Source organism: Heyndrickxia sp. NPDC080065 (assembly GCF_050281185.1).
Taxonomy (GTDB): domain Bacteria; phylum Bacillota; class Bacilli; order Bacillales; family Bacillaceae_C; genus Heyndrickxia.
In genome coordinates this window covers 1-21676 of record NZ_JBNNWS010000004.1, presented here as the reverse complement: position 1 = coordinate 21676, position 21676 = coordinate 1, and the positions used below count along the sequence as shown (strand labels likewise).

General features: G+C 33.8%; 19 protein-coding genes. 13 read left to right on the top strand and 6 right to left on the bottom strand.

Annotated features, from left to right (window positions below; translation table 11 throughout):
* A complete protein-coding gene (locus ACQKP0_RS05145; protein ID WP_427404750.1) occupies positions 1 to 339 on the top strand; it encodes a YrdB family protein in 339 nt (112 codons plus the stop codon).
* Positions 340 to 606: 267 nt separating this feature from the next.
* On the opposite strand, the gene ACQKP0_RS05140 is transcribed toward ACQKP0_RS05145, so the two are convergent.
* From ACQKP0_RS05140 to ACQKP0_RS05130, 3 genes are all read right to left on the bottom strand, one after another.
* Positions 607 to 1389, bottom strand: a complete 783-nt coding sequence (locus ACQKP0_RS05140; protein ID WP_427404749.1) for a serine hydrolase — start codon at positions 1387 to 1389, stop codon at positions 607 to 609.
* Positions 1390 to 1702: 313 nt separating this feature from the next.
* On the bottom strand, positions 1703 to 2950 hold the full coding sequence (locus ACQKP0_RS05135) for a cation:dicarboxylate symporter family transporter (protein ID WP_427404748.1): 1248 nt from the start codon (positions 2948 to 2950) through the stop codon (positions 1703 to 1705).
* A 456-nt stretch (positions 2951 to 3406) separates the two neighbouring features.
* Positions 3407 to 3601: a methionine aminopeptidase gene (locus ACQKP0_RS05130; RefSeq protein ID WP_427404747.1), complete on the bottom strand. Its 195-nt coding sequence runs from the start codon at positions 3599 to 3601 to the stop codon at positions 3407 to 3409.
* 171 nt (positions 3602 to 3772) lie between these two features.
* Between ACQKP0_RS05130 and ACQKP0_RS05125 the strand changes: the two genes are divergently transcribed.
* The gene (locus ACQKP0_RS05125; protein ID WP_427404746.1) at positions 3773 to 4543 is read left to right on the top strand and encodes a class I SAM-dependent methyltransferase; all 771 of its coding nucleotides are present in this window, start codon (positions 3773 to 3775) and stop codon (positions 4541 to 4543) included.
* A gap of 33 nt (positions 4544 to 4576) precedes the next feature.
* On the opposite strand, the gene ACQKP0_RS05120 is transcribed toward ACQKP0_RS05125, so the two are convergent.
* On the bottom strand, positions 4577 to 5035 hold the full coding sequence (locus ACQKP0_RS05120) for a YndM family protein (RefSeq protein ID WP_427404745.1): 459 nt from the start codon (positions 5033 to 5035) through the stop codon (positions 4577 to 4579).
* A 164-nt stretch (positions 5036 to 5199) separates the two neighbouring features.
* On the opposite strand from ACQKP0_RS05120, the gene ACQKP0_RS05115 reads away from it, so the two are divergent.
* The 11 genes from ACQKP0_RS05115 to ACQKP0_RS05065 all read left to right on the top strand — a co-directional run bounded on the left by ACQKP0_RS05115 (position 5200) and on the right by ACQKP0_RS05065 (position 20427).
* The gene (locus tag ACQKP0_RS05115; protein ID WP_427404744.1) at positions 5200 to 5781 is read left to right on the top strand and encodes an anthranilate synthase component II; all 582 of its coding nucleotides are present in this window, start codon (positions 5200 to 5202) and stop codon (positions 5779 to 5781) included.
* Between the two features lie 149 nt (positions 5782 to 5930).
* Positions 5931 to 7682: an aminodeoxychorismate synthase component I gene (gene pabB, locus ACQKP0_RS05110; RefSeq protein WP_427404743.1), complete on the top strand. Its 1752-nt coding sequence runs from the start codon at positions 5931 to 5933 to the stop codon at positions 7680 to 7682.
* A 138-nt stretch (positions 7683 to 7820) separates the two neighbouring features.
* Positions 7821 to 8123 carry a DUF5634 family protein gene (locus ACQKP0_RS05105; RefSeq protein WP_427404742.1) on the top strand — a complete coding sequence of 101 codons (303 nt, stop codon included), beginning with the start codon at positions 7821 to 7823 and terminating at the stop codon, positions 8121 to 8123.
* A 120-nt stretch (positions 8124 to 8243) separates the two neighbouring features.
* Positions 8244 to 11249 carry a PD-(D/E)XK nuclease family protein gene (locus ACQKP0_RS05100; RefSeq protein WP_427404741.1) on the top strand — a complete coding sequence of 1002 codons (3006 nt, stop codon included), beginning with the start codon at positions 8244 to 8246 and terminating at the stop codon, positions 11247 to 11249.
* Positions 11242 to 14421 carry a UvrD-helicase domain-containing protein gene (locus ACQKP0_RS05095; protein ID WP_427404740.1) on the top strand — a complete coding sequence of 1060 codons (3180 nt, stop codon included), beginning with the start codon at positions 11242 to 11244 and terminating at the stop codon, positions 14419 to 14421. Before ACQKP0_RS05100 ends, ACQKP0_RS05095 begins: the two co-directional genes overlap by 8 nt.
* A gap of 581 nt (positions 14422 to 15002) precedes the next feature.
* A complete protein-coding gene (glsA, locus tag ACQKP0_RS05090; RefSeq protein ID WP_427404739.1) occupies positions 15003 to 15932 on the top strand; it encodes a glutaminase A in 930 nt (309 codons plus the stop codon).
* 162 nt (positions 15933 to 16094) lie between these two features.
* Positions 16095 to 17534 (top strand): FAD-binding oxidoreductase, encoded by a 1440-nt coding sequence (locus ACQKP0_RS05085; protein WP_427404738.1) that lies wholly within the window; start codon positions 16095 to 16097, stop codon positions 17532 to 17534.
* Complete coding sequence (locus ACQKP0_RS05080) at positions 17531 to 18061, top strand: MFS transporter (RefSeq protein WP_427404737.1); 531 nt, start codon at positions 17531 to 17533, stop codon at positions 18059 to 18061. The genes ACQKP0_RS05085 and ACQKP0_RS05080 overlap by 4 nt, the downstream gene beginning before the upstream one ends.
* A gap of 30 nt (positions 18062 to 18091) precedes the next feature.
* Positions 18092 to 18421 (top strand): CHY zinc finger protein, encoded by a 330-nt coding sequence (locus ACQKP0_RS05075; protein WP_427405012.1) that lies wholly within the window; start codon positions 18092 to 18094, stop codon positions 18419 to 18421.
* A gap of 357 nt (positions 18422 to 18778) precedes the next feature.
* Positions 18779 to 19663 (top strand): polysaccharide deacetylase family protein, encoded by an 885-nt coding sequence (locus ACQKP0_RS05070; RefSeq protein ID WP_427404736.1) that lies wholly within the window; start codon positions 18779 to 18781, stop codon positions 19661 to 19663.
* 92 nt (positions 19664 to 19755) lie between these two features.
* Positions 19756 to 20427, top strand: a complete 672-nt coding sequence (locus tag ACQKP0_RS05065) for a YkyA family protein (RefSeq protein ID WP_427404735.1) — start codon at positions 19756 to 19758, stop codon at positions 20425 to 20427.
* A gap of 116 nt (positions 20428 to 20543) precedes the next feature.
* Here the strand turns inward: ACQKP0_RS05065 and ACQKP0_RS05060 are convergent, their stop codons facing one another.
* Complete coding sequence (locus ACQKP0_RS05060) at positions 20544 to 21284, bottom strand: DUF2161 domain-containing phosphodiesterase (protein ID WP_427404734.1); 741 nt, start codon at positions 21282 to 21284, stop codon at positions 20544 to 20546.
* A gap of 280 nt (positions 21285 to 21564) precedes the next feature.
* On the bottom strand, positions 21565 to 21676 hold a 112-nt coding region (locus ACQKP0_RS05055; RefSeq protein ID WP_427405011.1), incomplete at its 5' end, for a zinc ribbon domain-containing protein.

Genomic DNA, 21676 nt, shown 5'->3' with positions numbered 1-21676 from the left:
ATGATAATTGTGCAATACACAGTTATGATTATTATGTTTCTTATTGAGTTAGCTTCCCTTGTCGCATTTTCATACTGGGGATTTCACTTAGATAAAGGATTATTTGCGAAGATTGTATTTGGGGTAGGAACTCCACTGCTAGTCGCAATATTCTGGGGGATTTTTATAGCGCCTAAAGCCTCGATACCAGTTTCAGTTCCGCTAAGAATATTGCTTCAAATTATTATATTTGGATTGGCTGCTGTATCTTTACACTCCTCGGGACGAAGCGTCCTCGCAATTCTTTTTATAATAGTCACTATAATTAACATGTTTTTAATGTATTTACTAAAGATCTAGCTATAGAGTACTTTACAGGAAAAATGTAGAGTTTCAATATGTAATCATCCCTTTGTATATAGCGACTGTTAAATTCAGAAATGTTACAATAATCCATGTTGACTTATCGTAAGGAGAAGTGTTAAACAATTAATTACAAAATAATTAAGGATAGATGTAAGCAAACGGAAATCTGCATAATCTATCCTTTTTTGTACTGCAATAAGTTCTCTTTTACTTTACTCCGTAATGAACTACTTTAGTTTAACAATCATCATGAGAAGTAGCCTAAAGTTTACTTATAAACTTGTCTTCCTGATTCAAATACTCACTATAAAGTATTATCATAGTATCTACTATTTTTTTATCTGCTAATTTATTCTTATTACGATTGGGTAAATCCTTTGCTCCTAAAGCATATAATAATGGATTATGAGAGAACTCTCCTATTATTCCGATATCAACCACAACATTGTCCAATCCACCTGTCATATGGTTTAAGGATTGGGTTGGAATTCCTTCTATCGCACCCCGTTGTCTAACTAAACCATTAATAATTGGAATCCACAATTCAGGATTATTCTTGTATCCTTCAAATATGAAACACAAAAGTTCTAACACCTGATTCAAATTTCCGTTGTTATCCAAATCCCTTGGATTTTGTGTAATATTTATATTTTCAAAATATGATTTAATTTTGATATTAATCTTTTCCCATCCACCACAAAATTGCACAATTCTATTTGCAACAAAACTATCGTGACAGGTAATCATTACTTCCACAGCATCTCGCAGTGCCAAGGTCTCTCTATTTTGAAAATGAGGATATATTATATTACTATCTTCTTCTGGATTAAAACTTATATTTTCTACAATATCATCCCATTTGTAGTGTCCTTCTTTTATTAATTTTACAATACAAAAAGCAATTGCAACTTTAGAAGCAGATGCAAGTGGTACAGATAATTCTTTATTAAAAGAACACACTATCTCCTGTTTTAATTGTGAATAAACTATAATTCCTATCTCACCCGATTCAATTTCACTTAATTTCTGAAGAATTTTCTGCATTTTATCACCCCACTTTTCACTATTTAAAATATACATTTCTCTGTTTGGTGAATTTCTCCTTCTTTTATAAACAGCCTTTTGTTTAACAAAAAATAACACCATTTTTCACAAAAATAATTTATTGCATTAAATGTTATTTGTTATAGTGTTAAAGTAGCAAATGAGGTTGAATAGAAATTTAACTAAAATAAAAAGGCATATCACCTTATTTGTGATATACCTCCAAATGATTAAATATAGATTAGATTTACTCAGTAACTAGAGAAATAAGGAATTATTTATCTTAAATTTTTACAGAGTAGGGATCCATTATTTACAACTCTTTTAAAATGTCTTTATTTTGCTTAAACTGACCTTCCCATTTTGAAATTACAATAGCTCCTAGAGAATTTCCTACAACATTAACAACTGTTCTTGCCATATCTAGTATACGGTCAATTCCTGCGATAAAAGCGAGTCCCTCTATCGGAATTCCGACTGTTCCTAATGTTGCAAGTAAGACGACAAAGGATACTCCAGGCACACCTGCAATACCTTTCGATGTAACCATTAGCACAAGCACTAAAGTCAATTGTTGAGTAAATGATAGGTGAATCCCATACATTTGAGCGATAAATATGGCTGCTATTGCCTGATATAAGGTGGATCCATCTAAATTAAAAGAATAGCCAGTAGGAATAACAAATGATGTGATTGCTTTCGGGCAACCGAATTTCTCCATTTTATCCATTATTCTAGGGAGAACGGCTTCTGAGCTGGCAGTAGAATACCCAAGAATTAATTCATCCTTTAGTAGTCGAAGTAAATGAAAAATATTTACACCAACTAACTTGGCAATTCCACCTAAAACAATAATGATAAAGCCAATCATCGTTAAATAAACTGTAATAACGAGCTTTCCTAAAGGTAGTAGCGATTCTAACCCAAAAGTAGAAACGGTAACTCCAATTAATGCAAATACTCCGAATGGCGCAAATTTCATAACTAAATTAGTAACGTAAAACATCGTTTCAGCTGTACCTTGGAAAAAAGCAAGAACTGGTTTTCCTTTTTCACCGATTGCAGCAACACCTAATCCAAATAATACAGAGAAGAAAATAATGGCTAGCATATCACCATGGACAAAAGCTTCAAAAATATTTTTTGGGACAATGTTGACAATCGTATCTGCAAATCCATGGCTTTCCACTTCTTTTGCTGTCCCGACATAAGAATTAATATCCACTTTATGAAGCTCATGCATATTTACTCCTGTACCAGGATGGAATACGTTTGCAACAAGGAGACCGACAAGTATAGCGATCGTTGTAACGATTTCAAAATATAGAAGTGTTTTTCCACCAATCTTCCCTAAATGTTTTGGATCGCCAACACTGGCAATTCCAACGATAATACTCGAAATGACGATCGGGATAACGATCATTTTAATTAATCTTAAGAAAATATCACCGATAGGCTGTAAATAAGTACCGATATTCGGATTTCCATAAAAAATAGCCCCAATAATAATTCCGAGGACTAGTCCAATTAATATTTGCCAAGCTAATCCTATTTTTTTCATATAATCCCCCCAAACGATAACATTAAAACTATTTATTATTAAAATATAATATAAAAAATAAAATTACACAATTATAAAGCGGTTACACAGTAAAAATTAATAATTATCTTTATATTTTTATTATTTTAAAATAGAATCATTTAACTTTTTTGAAAAATAGGTAAAAGTAATATGTCCTTGCTTCCATGACTATTTTCATGATATAGTTATTAATGCGATGAGCTATTTGTGTAAGTCGAAGGATTAGCATACATGCTAAACGTATGAATGTGGTCATACGAATACTTCGCCACAAAACTTTGTTTTTTAAAAGACGCCTACGGAACGGATTAGGCGTCTTTTTTCATAAGATAAGAAAATATTACTTTTCTTTCATATCAGTTCCAGTGTCTAGCCCCTCGAGTTCAAAAAACAACAACATTTTTGCCAGAGACCGATCAAGGCGCTTGCACTTTTCTAATTATTAGACCAATCAGTAAACAGACCACTTCCATTGCAGCTTGGACACTCGTATGGTACAGCATAAGCACTAACAGGAATTGTAAAACCCCTTCCGCGACAATCTGGACATTTCCCTAATCCTTCCATAACATTTAAATGCTTTTCATATCTTACTGTTTTCCAATTTGTAAAAGAATTTAAAATTCCCACTCTAATCACCTTGAAATCTTTTACTACTATTATTCGTATTTAATTCTATTTTTATTACAAAACGACATGTTTATAAGTTTTAATTATGTTTAATTATAAAAAACTTATCATTTTCTTATCGTAAAATTTAGATTATGTTTAATTTACAAATAATTGATTGGGGGTAAGGGTATGGATATAAAAAAGGATGTTCAGAAACAATTTGGTCGAAGTGCGGATTCATATGTAGTTAGCGATATCCATAAAAAAGGGAAGGATTTACAAAAAATGATTGACATCGCAAATCTTTCGGGACATGAAAAAATGTTAGATATTGCGACAGGTGGCGGGCATACGGCAAATGCATTTGCTCCAAGGGTAAGTTGGGTAACCGCCCTTGATTTAACTCATGAGATGCTTCAAGCAGCAGAAAGCTTCATTAAAGGGAATGGTTACGAAAATGTAAATTTCATGGCAGGGGATGCGGAAGATCTTCCATTTGATAATGAAACATTTGATCTTGTTACATGTCGTATTGCCCCGCATCATTTTCCCAATGTTGAAAAATTCGTGGAAGAGGCTAACCGAGTATTAAAAAAAGGTGGATATTTCTTACTAGATGATAATGTGTCTCCAGAAGATAGTGCTCAGGATCAATTTTATAATACAATTGAAAAAATGAGAGACTATAGTCATTATAGAGCTTGGAAAAAAACTGAATGGATTAACATGTTAGAACGCAAGGGTTTTGTAATTGAAGAAATGTATAGATTTGAAAAAACTTTCAAATTCGAAAACTGGTGTAATCGTATGAAATTAGAAGAAAATGAAAAGATAGCATTAACAAAATTCATGCTTGAAGCATCACCAGATATAAAGAATAAATTTCAAATCGTTACTAATGATCATTCAATCATTTCGTTTATAGGAGAAGCGGTAATTATTAAAGCGAAGAAAATTTAATATTTATTGAAAAGGTTTAGGATGATCATTTTCCTAAACCTTATTTTCTTTGTTTTTTTCGATTTCTGGTGCAATATCTTCAGAGGCCTCCGTTTGATATGAAGGGAAGTTACGATATCCCGGCAAGAAATCTTCGGACTCATGCTTAAACGTATAAGTTGAAATATATTTATGAAAGAAAAATTCAACGATTGAAACTCCTCCAGCTGAAACGACAGAAGAAATAAACAACGAAGTGAGATTAGCATAAGTAAGTGCCGCAGTTAAAAACCAAATGACAATGAAAGAAAGCGCAAAGTCTGAGATGGTTGCGACCGTATTATTCGTTTTTGGTAATACCCAAATATCACCAACAAGATAGGAAATTACAGAAAGTACGAGCGAGATAAACACTATATTTGTAAAAGAAAAACCGAATAGCATTCCTAAAATAATGAATAAAACGATTAGATTGGCAACAAATTTTATCGTCATTGCTTTTATGTGTTTCATTTATTCACCTCTTAATTTTGATGTATTATATATTTTTTTTACAGTAATGAAAAATATACATTAATAATATTGGTAAATATGAAGTACTTTGACATGTGATATTATATTCTAGAGCAGCAATAGTCGGTTTAAGCTGAAAAATTTTATGGTTAGGGGTATTTCTTTTGATACTTGTTATTGATAATTATGATTCATTTACATATAACTTAGTTCAATATATAAGGCAAATAGGGGAAGAGGTAAAGGTTGTAAGGAATGATCAAATTTCTATTCAAGAAATTGAAAAACTAAATCCCCAATATCTTTTGCTATCTCCTGGACCTGGAAACCCTAGTCAAGCAGGGATTTGCTTGGATATCGTTGAAAACTTTTACTCGAAAATCCCAATATTGGGTATATGTCTTGGACATCAAATTATTGGACAAGCATTTGGGGGCAATATTATAAAAGCGAAACGGCCGATGCATGGGAAAACGTCATTAATTAAACATGACGGAAAGAAGATATTTAATGGGATTAAGGGTTTATTTCATGTAACAAGATATCATTCATTAGTGGTAGAAGAGAATTCGCTGCCAACATGCCTTGAAATTACCGCCAAAAGTACGGACGGTGAAATAATGGGAATTCGACATAAACAATATAAAATTGAAGGTCTGCAATTCCACCCTGAATCAATATTAACGGAGTATGGATTACAGATGATAAGTAATTTTTTCAAAGGCTTTGTTAATGGCTCCTGTTGATAAAATTATCTGTAGGGTATTCGTGAAGCGTTTTCTTTACATAGTAAAACTAGCTGAACAGATACCCTGCAGATTTTATTAAAAACTACAATATTGTTTAACAAAGCCATTTCAAAAAAATATCAAAAAATAAAAAAGGAAGACAAGTGATGATTAAGGACTTTACTCAAAATATTCCCAGTTTATTATTTGAATTTGCAGATCGAAATGGTGTAAAGAAACCACACTTTTTCACTGATCCAATAAAGGTCATAGAAGCAAATCATATTGAAGATGTAATTCCAAGTCTATTACAGGTTCAAGAGCAGGTTTCAAAAGGCCTATTTGCTGCTGGATATGTTTCATATGAAGCGGCACCTGCATTTGATTCAGCCTTTCATGTCCATTCTGATGAGAAAATGCCCTTACTGTGGTTTGGAATATTTAATGAACCTGTTGCTAAGAATGATCTAGAACCTGGAAGTTTTTCTGTGTCCGAATGGAAGCCTTCGATTCAAGGGGAAGAATATCATAATGGAATTACTAAAATAAAAGAAGCGATTGAAAACGGTGATACCTATCAAGTAAATTACACGACACGACTACATGCTCATTTCGAAGGAGATGATTTTTCTTTTTATCAACAGCTTGCCTCGGCGCAGGATTCCGATTATTGTGCATATTTAAATGTTGGGGAATATCAGATACTTTCGGCATCCCCTGAATTATTTTTTCGTTGGGATGGAGATAAAATCATTACAAAACCGATGAAAGGCACAGTGAAACGTGGGAAAACTGTGAAAGAAGATGAAGAAAAATCCTCATGGTTATATCATTCAGAAAAAAATCGGGCGGAGAATTTGATGATTGTTGATTTACTTCGAAATGACTTAGGAGGGATTGCCATACCTGGAACGGTGCAGGTAGATGAACTCTTCAATGTTGAACAATATCCAACTGTTTTACAAATGACTTCTACGATTTCTGCGAAGACTGAGGAACAGATAGGAATTGTCGATATATTTTCTTCTTTATTTCCTTGTGGCTCTATTACTGGTGCCCCAAAAATCAGTACGATGAAATTAATTGAAGAGCTCGAGGATTCGCCTCGTGAAGTTTATTGTGGAGCCATCGGCTATATAAGTCCTAGGGGTGAATCAGTTTTTAATGTTCCCATTCGTACGGTTATCATTGATCGCCAAACTCAAAATGCTGTTTATGGTGTTGGAGGAGGAATTACTTGGGATTCTACTACACAAGATGAATTCAATGAAATTCTTACGAAAGCATCTTTATTAACTGAAGAACGACCAAATTTTGAGCTATTAGAAAGTATCAAACTGGAAAATGGCCAATATTTTTTATTAGATCGCCATCTTCATCGTTTACAACAAGCAGCGAAATACTTTAATTATCGTTTGAGAATGGATGAAATAAAGACTAAGTTGGCTGAATTTGCCCAAAAAAATAATCAGTCATTGTTAAAGGTTCGTTTATTAGTAGAAAAGAATGGGAAATTTACCGTATCAGGACAACCGATCATATCATTTGAAGATTCATTAGATGTAAAGCTATCCAGCACCCCTATCGATAAAAATGATCCATATTTGTATCATAAAACAACGAATCGGAAAGTTTATGATACTCAAAAAACCGACAGCATTAAAGTATTCGATGTGATTTTATGGAATCAAGATGGGGAGGTAACTGAGTTTACAAATGGGAATATTGTAGTGGAGATCGAGGAGGCTCTATATACACCTCCAATAACCTCAGGTTTATTAGCAGGTACTTTTCGTGAAGAACTTATTCAAACAGGAGTCATTAAGGAACGAATCCTTACTGTACAAGACTTAAAAATATGTAAGAGAATTTGGTTCATTAATAGTGTTAGAACCTGGGTAGAAGTGAAACTTGTCTAAAATTTTATAATCTGAAACTCTATTTCGAGGCCCCGTTGTTTTATATGTGGGTCTCGTTGTTTTTGTATCTAAGCAGTTTTTTAACATAGTCTTCCTCATAATGCACATAATAAAGAAAAAAGATATGAGGTATAGAAAATGGATTACATAAAAAGAGAAACTTTGATAGATCAAATGAATGGCCAATTGAAGGATATAATGGATAAATATCAGCTAGAGGATATCGGTATCTATGAGGAGGAAGGTGCTGGGAAAGACTACTATCTCGGTTACACAGTGAGAAAAAATGGGAAGATATTTATGCTTGATATGCCTTATGTTAAGGATGACAGCGGAGAACTTGCATTAAAAGAGAAAGTGTGGACCATACAATCAGACGAAGGAGAAATAAAAGGACTGCACAGCCTCGATGACGTATTTAATGAGATTAATCATCGATGAATTTTTTATTAAAAGGTAAAGGTGTACGTTTTTTGGTACACCTTTTTATTTATGTTAAAATAAGTACAATGAATCTTCAGAAAAATGTTACAATTTATACATGTAAAGGAGGCGTTATTGATGAAATCCCTTATCAAAAAATTACAAGAAATTTGTACAAGCCATCCATTTTCTGAAAAACAACTGATTGTAGATAGCTACCGAACCGGTGAGCAAATTCTACAAGCATTTGTGAACGCAGGCTATAGTGCCATAAATATTAAAATCATGACAATAATGGATACTGCTGCTTCCATTATCGATCACCATTCCTGTATTACGAATAAGCGAATAACAGCTCCTATTGGTTCCTTTCTTATGAGTTCAATAATAAATGCATTGAAAGAAAAGAAAAATCTTCACTATCTTCAACAATTAGCAATTTCTCCAGGAATCAATCGTGCAATGTATCAGACAGTTCAAAATTTAAGATTGTCAGGGTTTACAAGTGACAATATTCCATTACACCTATTTTCCTCAAAAGAAAAAGCAAATGATATTAAAAAAATTTTATGTGCATACGAAAGCGTGCTAGAAGAAAAAAATTTATGTGATAATACATATGTTTTAAAAAAAGCGCTAGAACTTGCTGATAAAGACGGATTACCAAATACAATGTACATATTTCAACCTAATCTTTCTTTCTACACAATAGAAGAGCAGCTTGTTAGTGTATTATTGCAGAAAAAAGCATATATTCTACCTATTGCCCCGGTATTCGGAATTGATTTTCCATCAAGATACCCTTTTATTCGAGATGCGAAGGGTGAGCCCACTGATTTTAGTTATTTATTTGATGAAAATATCAACGCAGTAAAAGGAAAAGAGCTTCAACTTTTTGCGAGTAATACAGAAGAAAATGAATTAAATGAGGTATTACGGAGGATAAAGCAAAAGGGATCTTCATTTGATTCATGTGCTATTTTTTATAGTACAAGTGAGCCATACAGAATGATGATGTATCAAATAATAGAAAAATTAAGGATCCCTGTTACTTTTGGTGAAGGTTTACCTATAACGATCTCAAGACCTGGAAAACTAGCAGCCGGTATTATTAATTGGTTAAAAAATCAATTTAATGTCACATCCTTCCTTACAATCCTTCAAGAAGAAATGATTGATTTTGGAAAAGACTCTATACAGATATCAACTATCTCTATGATGTTGAAAGAGGCAGGGATCGGTTGGGGGAAGGAGCGCTATATCCTTCAGCTTCAAAAACAAATTGATCGCTTGATAGATACGGTAACCAATAGTATTGATGAAAAACGGGAGTACTTTCAAAATCAGCTTGACAATTATATATGGCTTCAAAAATGGTTTAAACAGCTTTTTCATTTTGTGCCTAATAACGAAAGGAATATCGAGATAAAATCATTAATAGAACTATTCCATTATATTCTTGCAAACTTTACAAAGATTCAATCTCCACTAGATGAAACAGCTAAAAACGAAATATTGAATCAATTGGATTCTATTAATCCATATATAACTGAAACATTCCCTTTGAATAACGCCATTATGCTATTAGAGGATCTCCTTTTAAATATAAATATTGGTGCTTCTGGACCAAAGCCTGGCGCTATCCACTTTACTTCTTACCGTCAGGGAATGTTTATTGATCGTCCACACATATTTTTTATTGGATTTGATCATCATCGTTTTCCTGGGAAAATGTTAGAGGACCCATTGCTTTTAGATCAAGAGAGGAAGTTACTGGATCCGAATCTACCATTACTAACAGAAAAAATGAAAGAAAGTATGTTTCACTTATTGCAGCTGTTCGCATGTACAAATGGATATCCAACAATAAGCTATTCGATTTTTGATCAAAATGAAAATCGGTTAAATCAGCCCTCTTACTTTTTCCTAAAATGCTATCGATATCAATCGGGGGATAGGAATGCTGATTTCGATACGATTAACAAGAAATTTAAGAAAACATCTTTTCCACTGGATTTCAATAATCGTAAGGAATGGTGGTATATAAAATTGAATGAGATAGGAAATCTTCAAGATACGGATTTGTTGAATGAATTTGCACAAATCGTTGATGGAATTCAGGCAAAACAAGCAAGGCAAAGTGTACGATTTACTGAATTTGATGGAAAAATACAAGTGGATGAAAACATACTAGACCCAAGAAAAAATAGTGAAATTCGGATGTCTAGTGGAAAGCTGGAAAAGCTGGCTGCCTGCCCATATAAATATTTCCTCGAGGATGTTTTGAAAATTAGTCCCCAAGAAGAAACAGTTTATGAACCAAATGTTTGGTTGGATGCAAGATCTAGGGGAATATTGCTTCATGAAATTTACGAACAGTTTTATCGAACAATTCAGAAAGAAAAAGAAATGCCATCATATGAAAAACATGAAAGACTGCTTTTGGAAATTACAAAGGATAGGATAAATTCATGGAAGGAGAAAATACTTCCGCCAAGTAATACTGTGTTTGAACAAGAAGTGAATGAAATCTTACAATCTAGTAGAGTCTTTTTAAAAAGTGAAGAGGAATACGCTGAAAATAGTAATCCTATTTATTTTGAATATTCATTTGGAATAGGGGAAAAACCTCCAGCAATCATCTCTCTATCGGGCGGTGACTCGTTTTATTTATCTGGCAAAATAGACAGGGTAGATAAAAACAATGATTCAGTTTACTCCATAGTTGACTATAAAACAGGAAGAGCAGGGAAATATAGTCTGAAAAAATATTTTAATGGCGGCAGGCAATTACAGCATTATCTTTATGCTAAAGCTCTAGAAAGTAATCTGCAGCTAACTGAAGGACAAGTAAAAACGAGTTCATATCTGTTTCCGACGATAAGAGGAACAGGGGAAAGGCGAGAAAGATTACAAGACTTTGTAACTAGAGAAAATGGAAGGGATATCTTAGAAAGATTATTAGATGTCTTGAAATTTGGACATTTCACTATGACTGATTCCACACAAACAGATTGTACGTACTGTGATTATAAGCACGTTTGTAAAAGAAGTACCTATACGAAAGAGATGTATGAAGGGAAGGGCTTGGACAATAAAGCAATAGGTTTACAACGCTGGATAGGGGTGCGTGCATATGAGTAGAGCCATTGTTGATCAGCATCACCGTGATAAGATTGAACAGGATCTTCAGCAAACATTTTTAGTAGAAGCTGGTGCGGGATCAGGGAAAACAACTAGTCTTGTCAATCGAATGGTGAGTATTGTTCGAACTGGAACTTACAAAATCAATGAAATAGCTGCTATTACCTTTACTAGAAAAGCTGCTGAGGAATTGAAAATGAGATTTCAATTAAAGCTGGAAAGGGAGTGGAGAGCAGAAAGTAATGAAAGCCGCAAAACTAATTTAAATCAGGCGCTAAAGAATATTGATCAATGTTATCTAGGAACTGTTCACTCATTTTGTGCTCGTCTTTTACGTGAAAGACCGATTGAAGCAGGACTTGACCTTGAGTTCAAGGAAATAGAGGATGATATTGATTCAAAGTTAGCGGAAGCTTCATGGGATACTTATTTTGAAGATCTCATTTCCAATGATCCAATCAAATTACAAGAACTAACCAATCTAGGTGTACCACTTTCAGATTTAAGAAAAAGCTTTTTAAACATGAAAACCTATCCTGATGTTGAATGGATGTACGATTTAAAGTCAAAACCTAATCTTAATCCTGTTTTTCAAACTTTTTTGCACCTTCTAAGAGAAGCAAATCATGCGATTCCAGTTGAACCTATTGAAGGGAAATATGATCCATTACAGGATGCTATCTTGAAGGCATTACGGAAAAATAAGTTTGAAAATACCTTGAATGATCATATTAAGATTGATATTTTTGAGCTCTTCAATAAAAAACTTTCAATCACACAAAAACTATGGGTATCCAAGGAGGATGCGAAATATCATTTTGAAAAAATATCTGATTTCTTTGTTACCAGTGTAAAACCACTTTTACTGGAATGGTACGAATATGTACACGGTTTTACCGTTCCACTGATGAAAGAAGTCATGGAATATTATGAAATTCTAAAAAAAGAACAATCCTATGTGAATTTTCAAGATTTATTAATGAAAACAGCCAAGCTGTTAAGAGATAATTCAGAGGTCCGTAGTTATTTTCAACAGAAATACTGCTGTTTATTTATAGATGAATATCAAGATACCGATCCGATTCAAGCAGAGATTATGTTTTTTTTAACGAGTGAGGATTCTGAAGAAAAGGATTGGACAAGATGCAAACCAAAACCAGGTTCCCTGTTTGTAGTTGGTGATCCGAAACAAGCAATCTATCGTTTTCGCCGCGCAGATATTGATATTTACAATAAAGTAAAAGAGCTTATTGTTGTGCATGGTGGTGAAGTTTTAGAATTAACGATGAACTTTAGGACGCTTGATTCTGTTACTTCACAGTTAAATAGGGTGTTTCAACAACAACTGCCTAAGCAAGAAACAGAATATCAAGCTGCTTTTAACCCTTTACATTCTTTTTTTGAAGATGACCGGTCTGTTTTTTCAGGTATCCATCAATTACTTGTACCAAAAAAATACTCTAATAAAGAAGCAGTCATACAATATGATTCAGAACAAATCGCTTTAACGATAAAAGGGATGATTCAAAAAGGGTACAATGCAAATCAATTTATGGTCCTGACTAGATACAATGAAAACTTAGATGTATATTACCGTGCATTATTAAAGGAGAACATACCAGCTTCTTTAAGTGGCGATGTAGTACTTAGTGAAATAGAAGAATTTCAGGAGCTATGTTATCTTATTGAGTTTATTCAAGATCCACTCGATCAAGTTCAACTTTTAGCTGTACTGAGAGGGAGTTTTTTTGGAATAAGTGATCAACATCTTTTTGAATGGAAACAGGATGGTGGAGAGTTTGATATCTATTTTGATTCAACAGTCCAAACAAATAATCCTATATTTAAGGCTTTTGAAAAACTAAGAGTCTATATTCAATGGAAACGTGATTTTTCGCCGGCAGCTACCATTGAAAAGATCATAGAGGATATCGGTTTTTATTTATTATTAATGATGAATGGATATGGGATAAAAGAATACCAAACTCTCATGCAATTGTTTGATTCGATTCGAGGGGAAATCACTTTTAAAGAAGCTGCAGAAAAATTAAAAGAATATATTTTTTCCAGTACGTCGGTAATCAATATGGATGGTGATGAAAATTCAGTAAGGGTAATGAATGTTCATAAGGCGAAAGGTTTAGAAGCTGAGATCGTTTTTCTCGCAAATCCATGTAAAAAAGTAAATATGAGGGATCGAATCTCATATCACATTAAACGAACCAATACGGGAGCAAATGGATATTTTATTTTTACAAAGCCAAATGGTTATAGTACGAAAACCATCGCGCAGCCTCCATCATGGGAATCATATCAGGAAGAAGAATACCTATATTTAATGGAGGAAGAAGCAAGAATTTTGTATGTGGCAGCCACACGTGCTGAGAAAGCATTAATTATTAGTACATGTGAAAGTAACAATAAGAAAAATCCTTGGCAAGAACTAGTCGATATTTTGAAGCCTGAAATAGTTGACGTAGTAGTTAAAGATGAAAAAGAGCCGATTAATAAAGGTTCTGGGTTAATACTTGAAAATAATTATTATGAAGTGATCGAAAATGAAAAATGGGTATTCAGACATGTAAACCATTCTTTTAATACTTTTAGTCCTACTGACAGTAATCAAAATGCTTATACTTTATATATAGAACGTGAAGAAGGTGGCGGAAAAGCTTGGGGAACGATGATCCATGAAGTATTTGAAAAGCTAGTGAAAGGTATACACGTAGAAAATCATTTAGATGCAATACTTGAAAAACATCGAATCCCTCTGGAAAGAAAGTATGAAGTTCTTCAAGTCATTAGTCAGTTTCAACAAACTACGATATGGACACAGATTATTCAGGCTGAAAATGTGTTAACAGAAGCACCATTCACTATGAAGATTGGACCTGAAAATTTACTCTATCAAAAAATAAGAAACAACAAAGATAACAATCAATCTTTTCTAATTAAAGGAGTTATAGATTTAGCTTATCAATATGACGGAAAATGGTATATCATCGATTACAAGACTGACAGAATAAAGGATAAGGAGACTTTAGCTACCTTAGCATTACATTATGAACACCAAATTAGCTTTTATAAAGAGGTTTGGGAACAAATCACAAAGGTTAAAATCCATGAAGCTTCATTGTATTTTGTAACAATGGATGAGATATATAGGATTTAATAAGTGTTTAAAATTTAACCAGATTGTTAGGCTTAATAAAATCCTTTGTGTCCAGCTAATTCGACGTTCAAAGCTTATAACCACTCACAGTTAATTTAACCAAAACAATATGTTAAAATGATTTTTGAAAAGGCTGTTTTCGTAAAGTTTGTTGCTATTTTAGTGATATTCTATTAACAATCTGAGTTGATTGTAGCGGAGGGCACTTGACTCCTGCGGGAAAAAGAGGGAAGTGGGAGACCCCGCAGTCGGTAACGCCGAGGAGGCTCCCATCCCTCCCCGCGGAAAGCAAGTGTCTGGAGCGGAAATCAACGGACTAAGTTTATAGTCTAAAAACAACAATTTATACGAAAAGAGCCTTTGAAAAAGAATATGTTAAACAATATTGTTGTTTTTAAAAATTGCAGGATATGTGCTGAGCTAGTTTTACAACTTAAAGAAATCCCATAAAGCATACCCTGCAGGAGATTTTATAAACAATCATTATTAACAAAGTCTTGGAAAAAATAAACTCGATTTCTGAAACGTTGAGTATTTTTTCTTAATTAATGAAAAATACACTTTAACTGAGGTGGTTAATTTTGCAATGTCGTTCTGAAAATGAATTACAAATATTAGTAGACGAAGCGAAACATTTTACAAGTAAAGGTAAAGTGGCCGATTACATACCAGCTCTCAAGCGAGCAAATAGAAATAGTTTATCCATTGCCATTTATAATCCAGATGGAAATTATTTTTCAGCTGGGGACATTAGTGAAAGTTTTACCCTTCAAAGTATATCGAAAGTATTAACACTTGCCCTAGCTTTAATGGATAGAGGAGAAGAATATGTTTTTGAACGGGTAGGCCAGGAACCAACAGGGGATCCTTTTAACTCCATTGCGAAGCTAGAAACTAGCATACCTTCTAGACCTTTGAATCCAATGATCAACGCCGGTGCTCTAGCTGTTACCCATATGATTAAAGGAAATAGTGTAGAGGAACGGTTCTCACGATTATTAACACTTGTTCAAAAACTAACAGCGAATTCATCCATTGGCTATAACAAAGAAGTGGCTGAATCAGAATTTGAAACAGCTGATTTAAACAGATCTTTATGCTATTTTCTAAAACAGCACGGTTTGATAAAAGAAGATGTGGAAGAATTAATGGATTTGTATACTAAACAATGCTCCATCGAGTTGAATTGCTTAGATTTGGCAAGAATCGGATGTGTTTTTTCCTTTGACGGCAAAGATCCCATATCTAAAGAACAATTAATTCCTACCCATATTGCACGTATTTGTAAAACCTTTATGGTTACATGTGGCATGTATAATGCATCAGGCGAGTTTGCGATTAAGGTTGGTATACCTGCAAAAAGTGGTGTTTCCGGAGGGATAATGGGGGCTGTTCCCGGCCGATTTGGTATTGGAGTGTTCGGTCCCGCCCTAGACGACAAAGGAAATAGTGTGGCAGGGATGAAGCTAATGAGATTGTTGTCGGAAAAGTATTCTTTAAGTATGTTTTAGAAAAATGTTGTAATTAAAAGACCTTCTTGATGAAGGTCTTTTGTTTGTGAAGTGGATATCAAGTAGAAATGATTTTTTAAATTCTGTATTAACATATAGTTCCAAATCATTTAATATTATTTTAAAACGATTTATAGTTAATTTTGGTTAGGAGTTGAATTTTTGAAAAAAAAATATGTACTCCTTATATTAATTGCTTATGGAATAATATTTGGATTTTCGCTATTTGCATATGATAAGAAACTTTCTCATCCGATAATAGAGGATAAAGGACATTTACTACCTGTCTCTATTAAAAGTGTTAAAGCGGCTAATGGTGAAGAAGAACTTCAACAAATTGTAAAAAATGCGAACAAAACAAATGATAAACTTTCGATTGCCGGTATGCAGCATAGTCAAGGCGGTCAAACCCTTTATCCAAATGCCATCATGATTGATATGAAGAAGTATAATAAAATATTGAACTTTGATAAAAAACATAAAACAATTACGGTCCAAAGCGGAGCTACTTGGAATGATATCCAGCGTTATATCAATCCATATGGGTTAGCGGTTAAGGTGATGCAATCTCAAAATATATTCACTGTCGGAGGTTCATTAAGTGTCAATGTTCACGGCAGAGATATTCGTAATGATGCCTTAATTGATACAATACAGTCGTTCAGACTATTGAATCCGAAAGGTGAAATTATTAATGTTAGCAGAACCGAAAACGAAGAGTTATTTCCCTATGTCATCGGAGGATATGGATTATTCGGTATCATTTTAGATGTAACAATAGAATTAACAGACGATCAGTTGTATATTACCCAGTCAAAGGCAATAGATTATCAGGATTACACTTCTTATTTTGAAAAAGATGTAGTTCGTAACGAAAAGGTGAAAATGCATCTAGCACGCATATCTGTGGCACCGGATTCATTTTTGCGGGAAATGTATGTAACAAATTATACACTTGCTCCAAATCAGGTTGACATCTCAAATTATAACAAGCTGAAGAATGATAACATCGTCGCTATCCCAAAATTTTTACTAGGTATTTCAAGATATAGTGATTGGGGAAAAAATATTTTTTGGAATCTCCAAAAAGATTATACGATAAAAACGAATAATAAAATGGAAACACGAAACAATGTCATGCGTTCCGAGTCAGCTTTCATGGAATATGATAGTGAAACTAGAACAGAAGTTTTACAAGAGTATTTTGTACCTGTTAAGGAGTTTACTAGATACATTGATGATTTGCGTTCCGTTCTTGAAAAAGAAAAGGATATTAATCTCCTGAATATTACGATTCGTTACGTATCAAAGAATGACCATGCAGTTATGTCTTATTCAAAGGATAATATGTTTGCACTGGTGCTGCTTATCAATCAAGGACGTTCAAAAAAAGAAATTAGCCATACAGAAAAAGTGATACGGAAAATTATTGATGTGACATTAAAGTATAATGGAAGCTATTATTTGCCGTATTATTCCTATCCATCGAAGGAACAATTACATATGGCATATCCACGAACAGATGAGTTTTTCAACATGAAACGGAAGTATGATCCAGAAGAACGATTTGTTAATTTATTTTATGAGGAGTATGGGAAATGACTTATCAGCGCTTTATTTATTTTCAAAGTATCATCGGTATGGCCAGCAGTATGATATTTCCCTTTTATATATTATTGTTAAAGAACGTTGGTAATAGCTATTCGCAATTCGGATGGGCATATGGATTATTTGCATTGACTTCAGCATTTGCTTATCCATTGATCGGAAGGTTCTCTGATAAACTTGGAGATAAAACATTATTGATTCTTTATTCTTGGTCAATGGCTTTGATACTTTTATTCTTTCCACTTGTAACAGAAGTTTGGCAGGTTTATATTCTACAAGTAATCATGGGGATATTGGGAGCAGTTCAAAAAAACACTGAAAAAACAGCTTTGGCAAGAAGTGTGAAAAAAGAGACGGCAGGAGTAGAAATTGGAAAGTATCATATATGGACATCGATAGGAGCAGCAATCGCCATCATATTAACTGGATACATGGTTGATTTTATTACAATTGGAAGCATTTTTTATGTAGCATCTCTTTTATACATAATTAGTGGTTTGATATTATTGAGAAAAAAATAGTTTGAATGATTAAAAGGCAGGTAAAAAATGATGCTTATAAAAGGCCATGAAGTAAAAGGGAGTGTACTAGATTCAGAAACAAGGTGCACCCATTATCATAAAGAAATTGATCGGATAGCTATTAAATTTTATTGCTGCCAAACATATTTTCCTTGCTTTACTTGTCACGAGGAGCACGGATGTGGGAATCCACAAGTCTGGCCTAAAGATCAGTTTGACCAAAAGGGTGTTCTATGTGGCGGCTGTGGAAACAAATTGACAATTAATGAATATTTGCAGTGTAATTCTTGTTGTCCATATTGCGGGACTGATTTTAATCCAGGATGTAACCTGCACAAACATCTTTATTTTGAAGTATAGATCAATTATCGTGCTTCATATGAAAATTGTAATTTCATATTGGTTACAGGAAAAAAGTCCTTTTTCGTGTAGTTTGGAGGGGGGCCGTGCGGTTTGGACTATATTTTGTGCGGTTCCAACCAGATTTCATGCCGTTATGACAATATTTCGTGCGATAGTACTGTTTGGTGAATAAATTAGTCTTATATCATAGGGGAACTTACATCCAACAAAAAGAGACAAACCTGGTGATCAGGTGTTTTGCTGAATTAAGTCGTTTTTTACAAAAAAATGTTGAAGCTGTTACTTTTTTGTTACCCTTTTTTGTTTCCAAACCTTTATACTTAGTTTAGTAGAAAAATATAAAGGTGATTAGAGATGACAAACAGGAGAAAGCGGAGAAGAAAAAGATTATTTTACGAATTAGTTTTACTTGCAGTCGTTTTAGTTTTCGTTGTTGGATTTTCTTTTAGGGGATCTGGAGATAACATAGCTGCAGCTGTCGAAAAACAAGGACCTCCCGAAATGGTTCCTACATTAGATTGGGTACCTCAACCAAAGCAATCGATGAAAGGTTCTACGTTTGCTGATTCCATTGTTCAAAAGGAACAAGAATTACAGCAACAGGAATCAAATCAAAAAATCGTTTATTTAACATTTGATGATGGGCCAACTGCTGATGCCCCTAAACTCCTTGATACATTAGATCAATTCGGTGCAAAAGCGACTTTCTTCATGTTAGCTCCGCATATAAAAGAGCACCCGGAGGTCGTTAAACGAATGGTTGAAGAAGGATATGCTGTTGGTCTTCACGGTGTAACACATGACGCTAGTAAATTTTATCGTACAAAGGAAAGCCCTTTACATGAAATGCAAGAAGATCAAGCGGTACTAGAGGAAGTTACCGGTGTCAAATCAACACTTATTCGAACTCCTTATGGAAGTATTCCTTATATGCTTGATTCTTACCGAAAAGTAATGGAAGCACATGGCTTCCAAATGTGGGATTGGCATATTGATAGTCAAGATTGGAACACAAGCGGTAATGTCTTTGTTTCTAATGTAATAAACGGAATTCTACGTATGGAAGCATCTGGGAAGCATCCGATAATATTATTGCACGACCGCGCTCAAACTATCCAATACTTACCGAAGCTTTTAAAATGGTTAAATGATAATCATTATGTAACGAAAAGCCTTGATGAAAGTATGGATGCGTATAATTTCAAATGTGAAAACCGCTGTCGTCCATATGGTCATTAATAGGTTAAATATTAAGTTGAATTATTTTTTGTTGTGTGAAATGCTTATATAAATGCCGTTTCAGGACACAACCTCTCGAAAGGCGTGTTCTCATGAGGAAAACAATTACGGTAAAAGCAACTATCCTAGCTTTTGCTATTATTACTTCTATTGTAATGGTTCTTACGGGCTGCCAATCAGCCAATAAAGATGTTGCAAACATCTATCTCCATCTTGAAAAAGCAGCAAAGATGGAATCAAATCTTGTCAATCAACAAAATGAACTGGCAGACTTATTAAAAAAAGAACAAAAAATTTATACGAACATTCTTTCAGTTACAGTAAATAATAAGAAGATGGATGGGATGTTGGAAGAGGCTACTAATTTAGTGGGAAAGCGTAAATTGCTTCTTAAAAAAGAAAAGCGTTCCTTCCAGCAATCGTATAAAGAGGTAAGCCAGATTAATACACTAATTAAGAAAATCGAAGATAAGGATCTTCAACAAAAAGCAGAAAAAGTAGCAGAAATCATGAACAACCGCTACAAAACATATAATAAAATTTACAATAAATCTATGCAAGAAATTAAATCTAATCAAGATCTATATACTCTTTTACTTCAAAAGAACAGCCATTTAGAAAAATATGATAAGCAAATAAAACAAATGAACAAACAAACGAAAGAAATTAAAGTTCTGCAAAATCATTTTAATAAATACACCAAAGAATATAACGAGGCAAAAATCGCACTCTATAAAGCGGGAAATCTTAAATGGAAATCTTAGACTAGGCTTGATACTTATACTCGCCACATTAAAAAATGTGGCGAGTATTTAATATAATAGATGTTTAATAAAATCTTAGCCTATTTTTACGATCTTCGTATGAATTATTTTATAAATTAATCTTTCTTCCTCTCATTTTCAGAAGCAGTGCTGAAATATTCAATAATCTCCGGATATTCCTTTAATTCCACCTTCCCTTTCTCACTAATGACATAAGTTCCTCTATGTATCCTTTCAAACCAGCCGTAATAATTTTTATTTAAAATCGATAATGTTTTCTCTCCTGTTCCCATCTGGCGCAATGCTTTAGGAGTCAGTGGTCCATACTGATCTAGATAGCTGGCGATCTGTATGCAGGTTTCTTTATAGGCTGTCATAATTTTTGTTTTACTGCTGCCACCCACATTTTGGTCCCCATGTCTTCCTTCTATCTCTTTCAGGATTTTCTGCCTTTTTTTCTTATTCTGTTGCATGCTTTTTTTTCGATCAAAAGGAGCGGGGGAGATGACAACCTCCATTTTTGTAGAACTTTTTAAAAAAGACACGAGTATTAGGCCCAATTCCAGCCTTCTGATTAAATGGCAAATATCTCTCCATTTCTTTGAAAAAAGGCTGTAATTAGGCTTGGGTATTGCAATATAAACTTGATTGCTTAAACGTTGCCTTTTGGTCGCTTGGATAAGAAGATCGACATTTAATCTAAGCTTTAATTCAACGATTATAAGCTCGTCATCTTTAATTGCCGTAACATCACAATCGTTTACTTCCCCATAAACTTCATATCCTTCTTTAATAAAGTGTTTTTGAATGGGTTTGTATAAATCAACTTCATATAGTTTTGTCTTACTATTTGTCATTTGATAATATCATCGCCTTTAATACTGTTGATAGATACTGTTCAACATACATTTTTTTAATTGGAAGTGAAAATAAATTATATTTTAATCTGATTTTAACATAAGCAAGTTATTTGTAGGGATCTTTGAGACTCCCACGGCTAAAGCCGCAAGCCCTGCACCTTACGGTGTAACGGGTGGGATTCTTGAGTGACTAAGCGTTCGCAGTCCATTTCTGTTTTGAACAGCCCTCAAGATCGGGGTGTCTCATCACCCCTCATAGGGCAGAACATATAGTTCCCTATGCTGATTGACTGGTACCATCAATCACAGGTGCGTATCTGATATTCATAGCACCGACTAAATCACGATGTTTTTCAAATCCGCATTTACACTTGTATTTTCTATCTTGT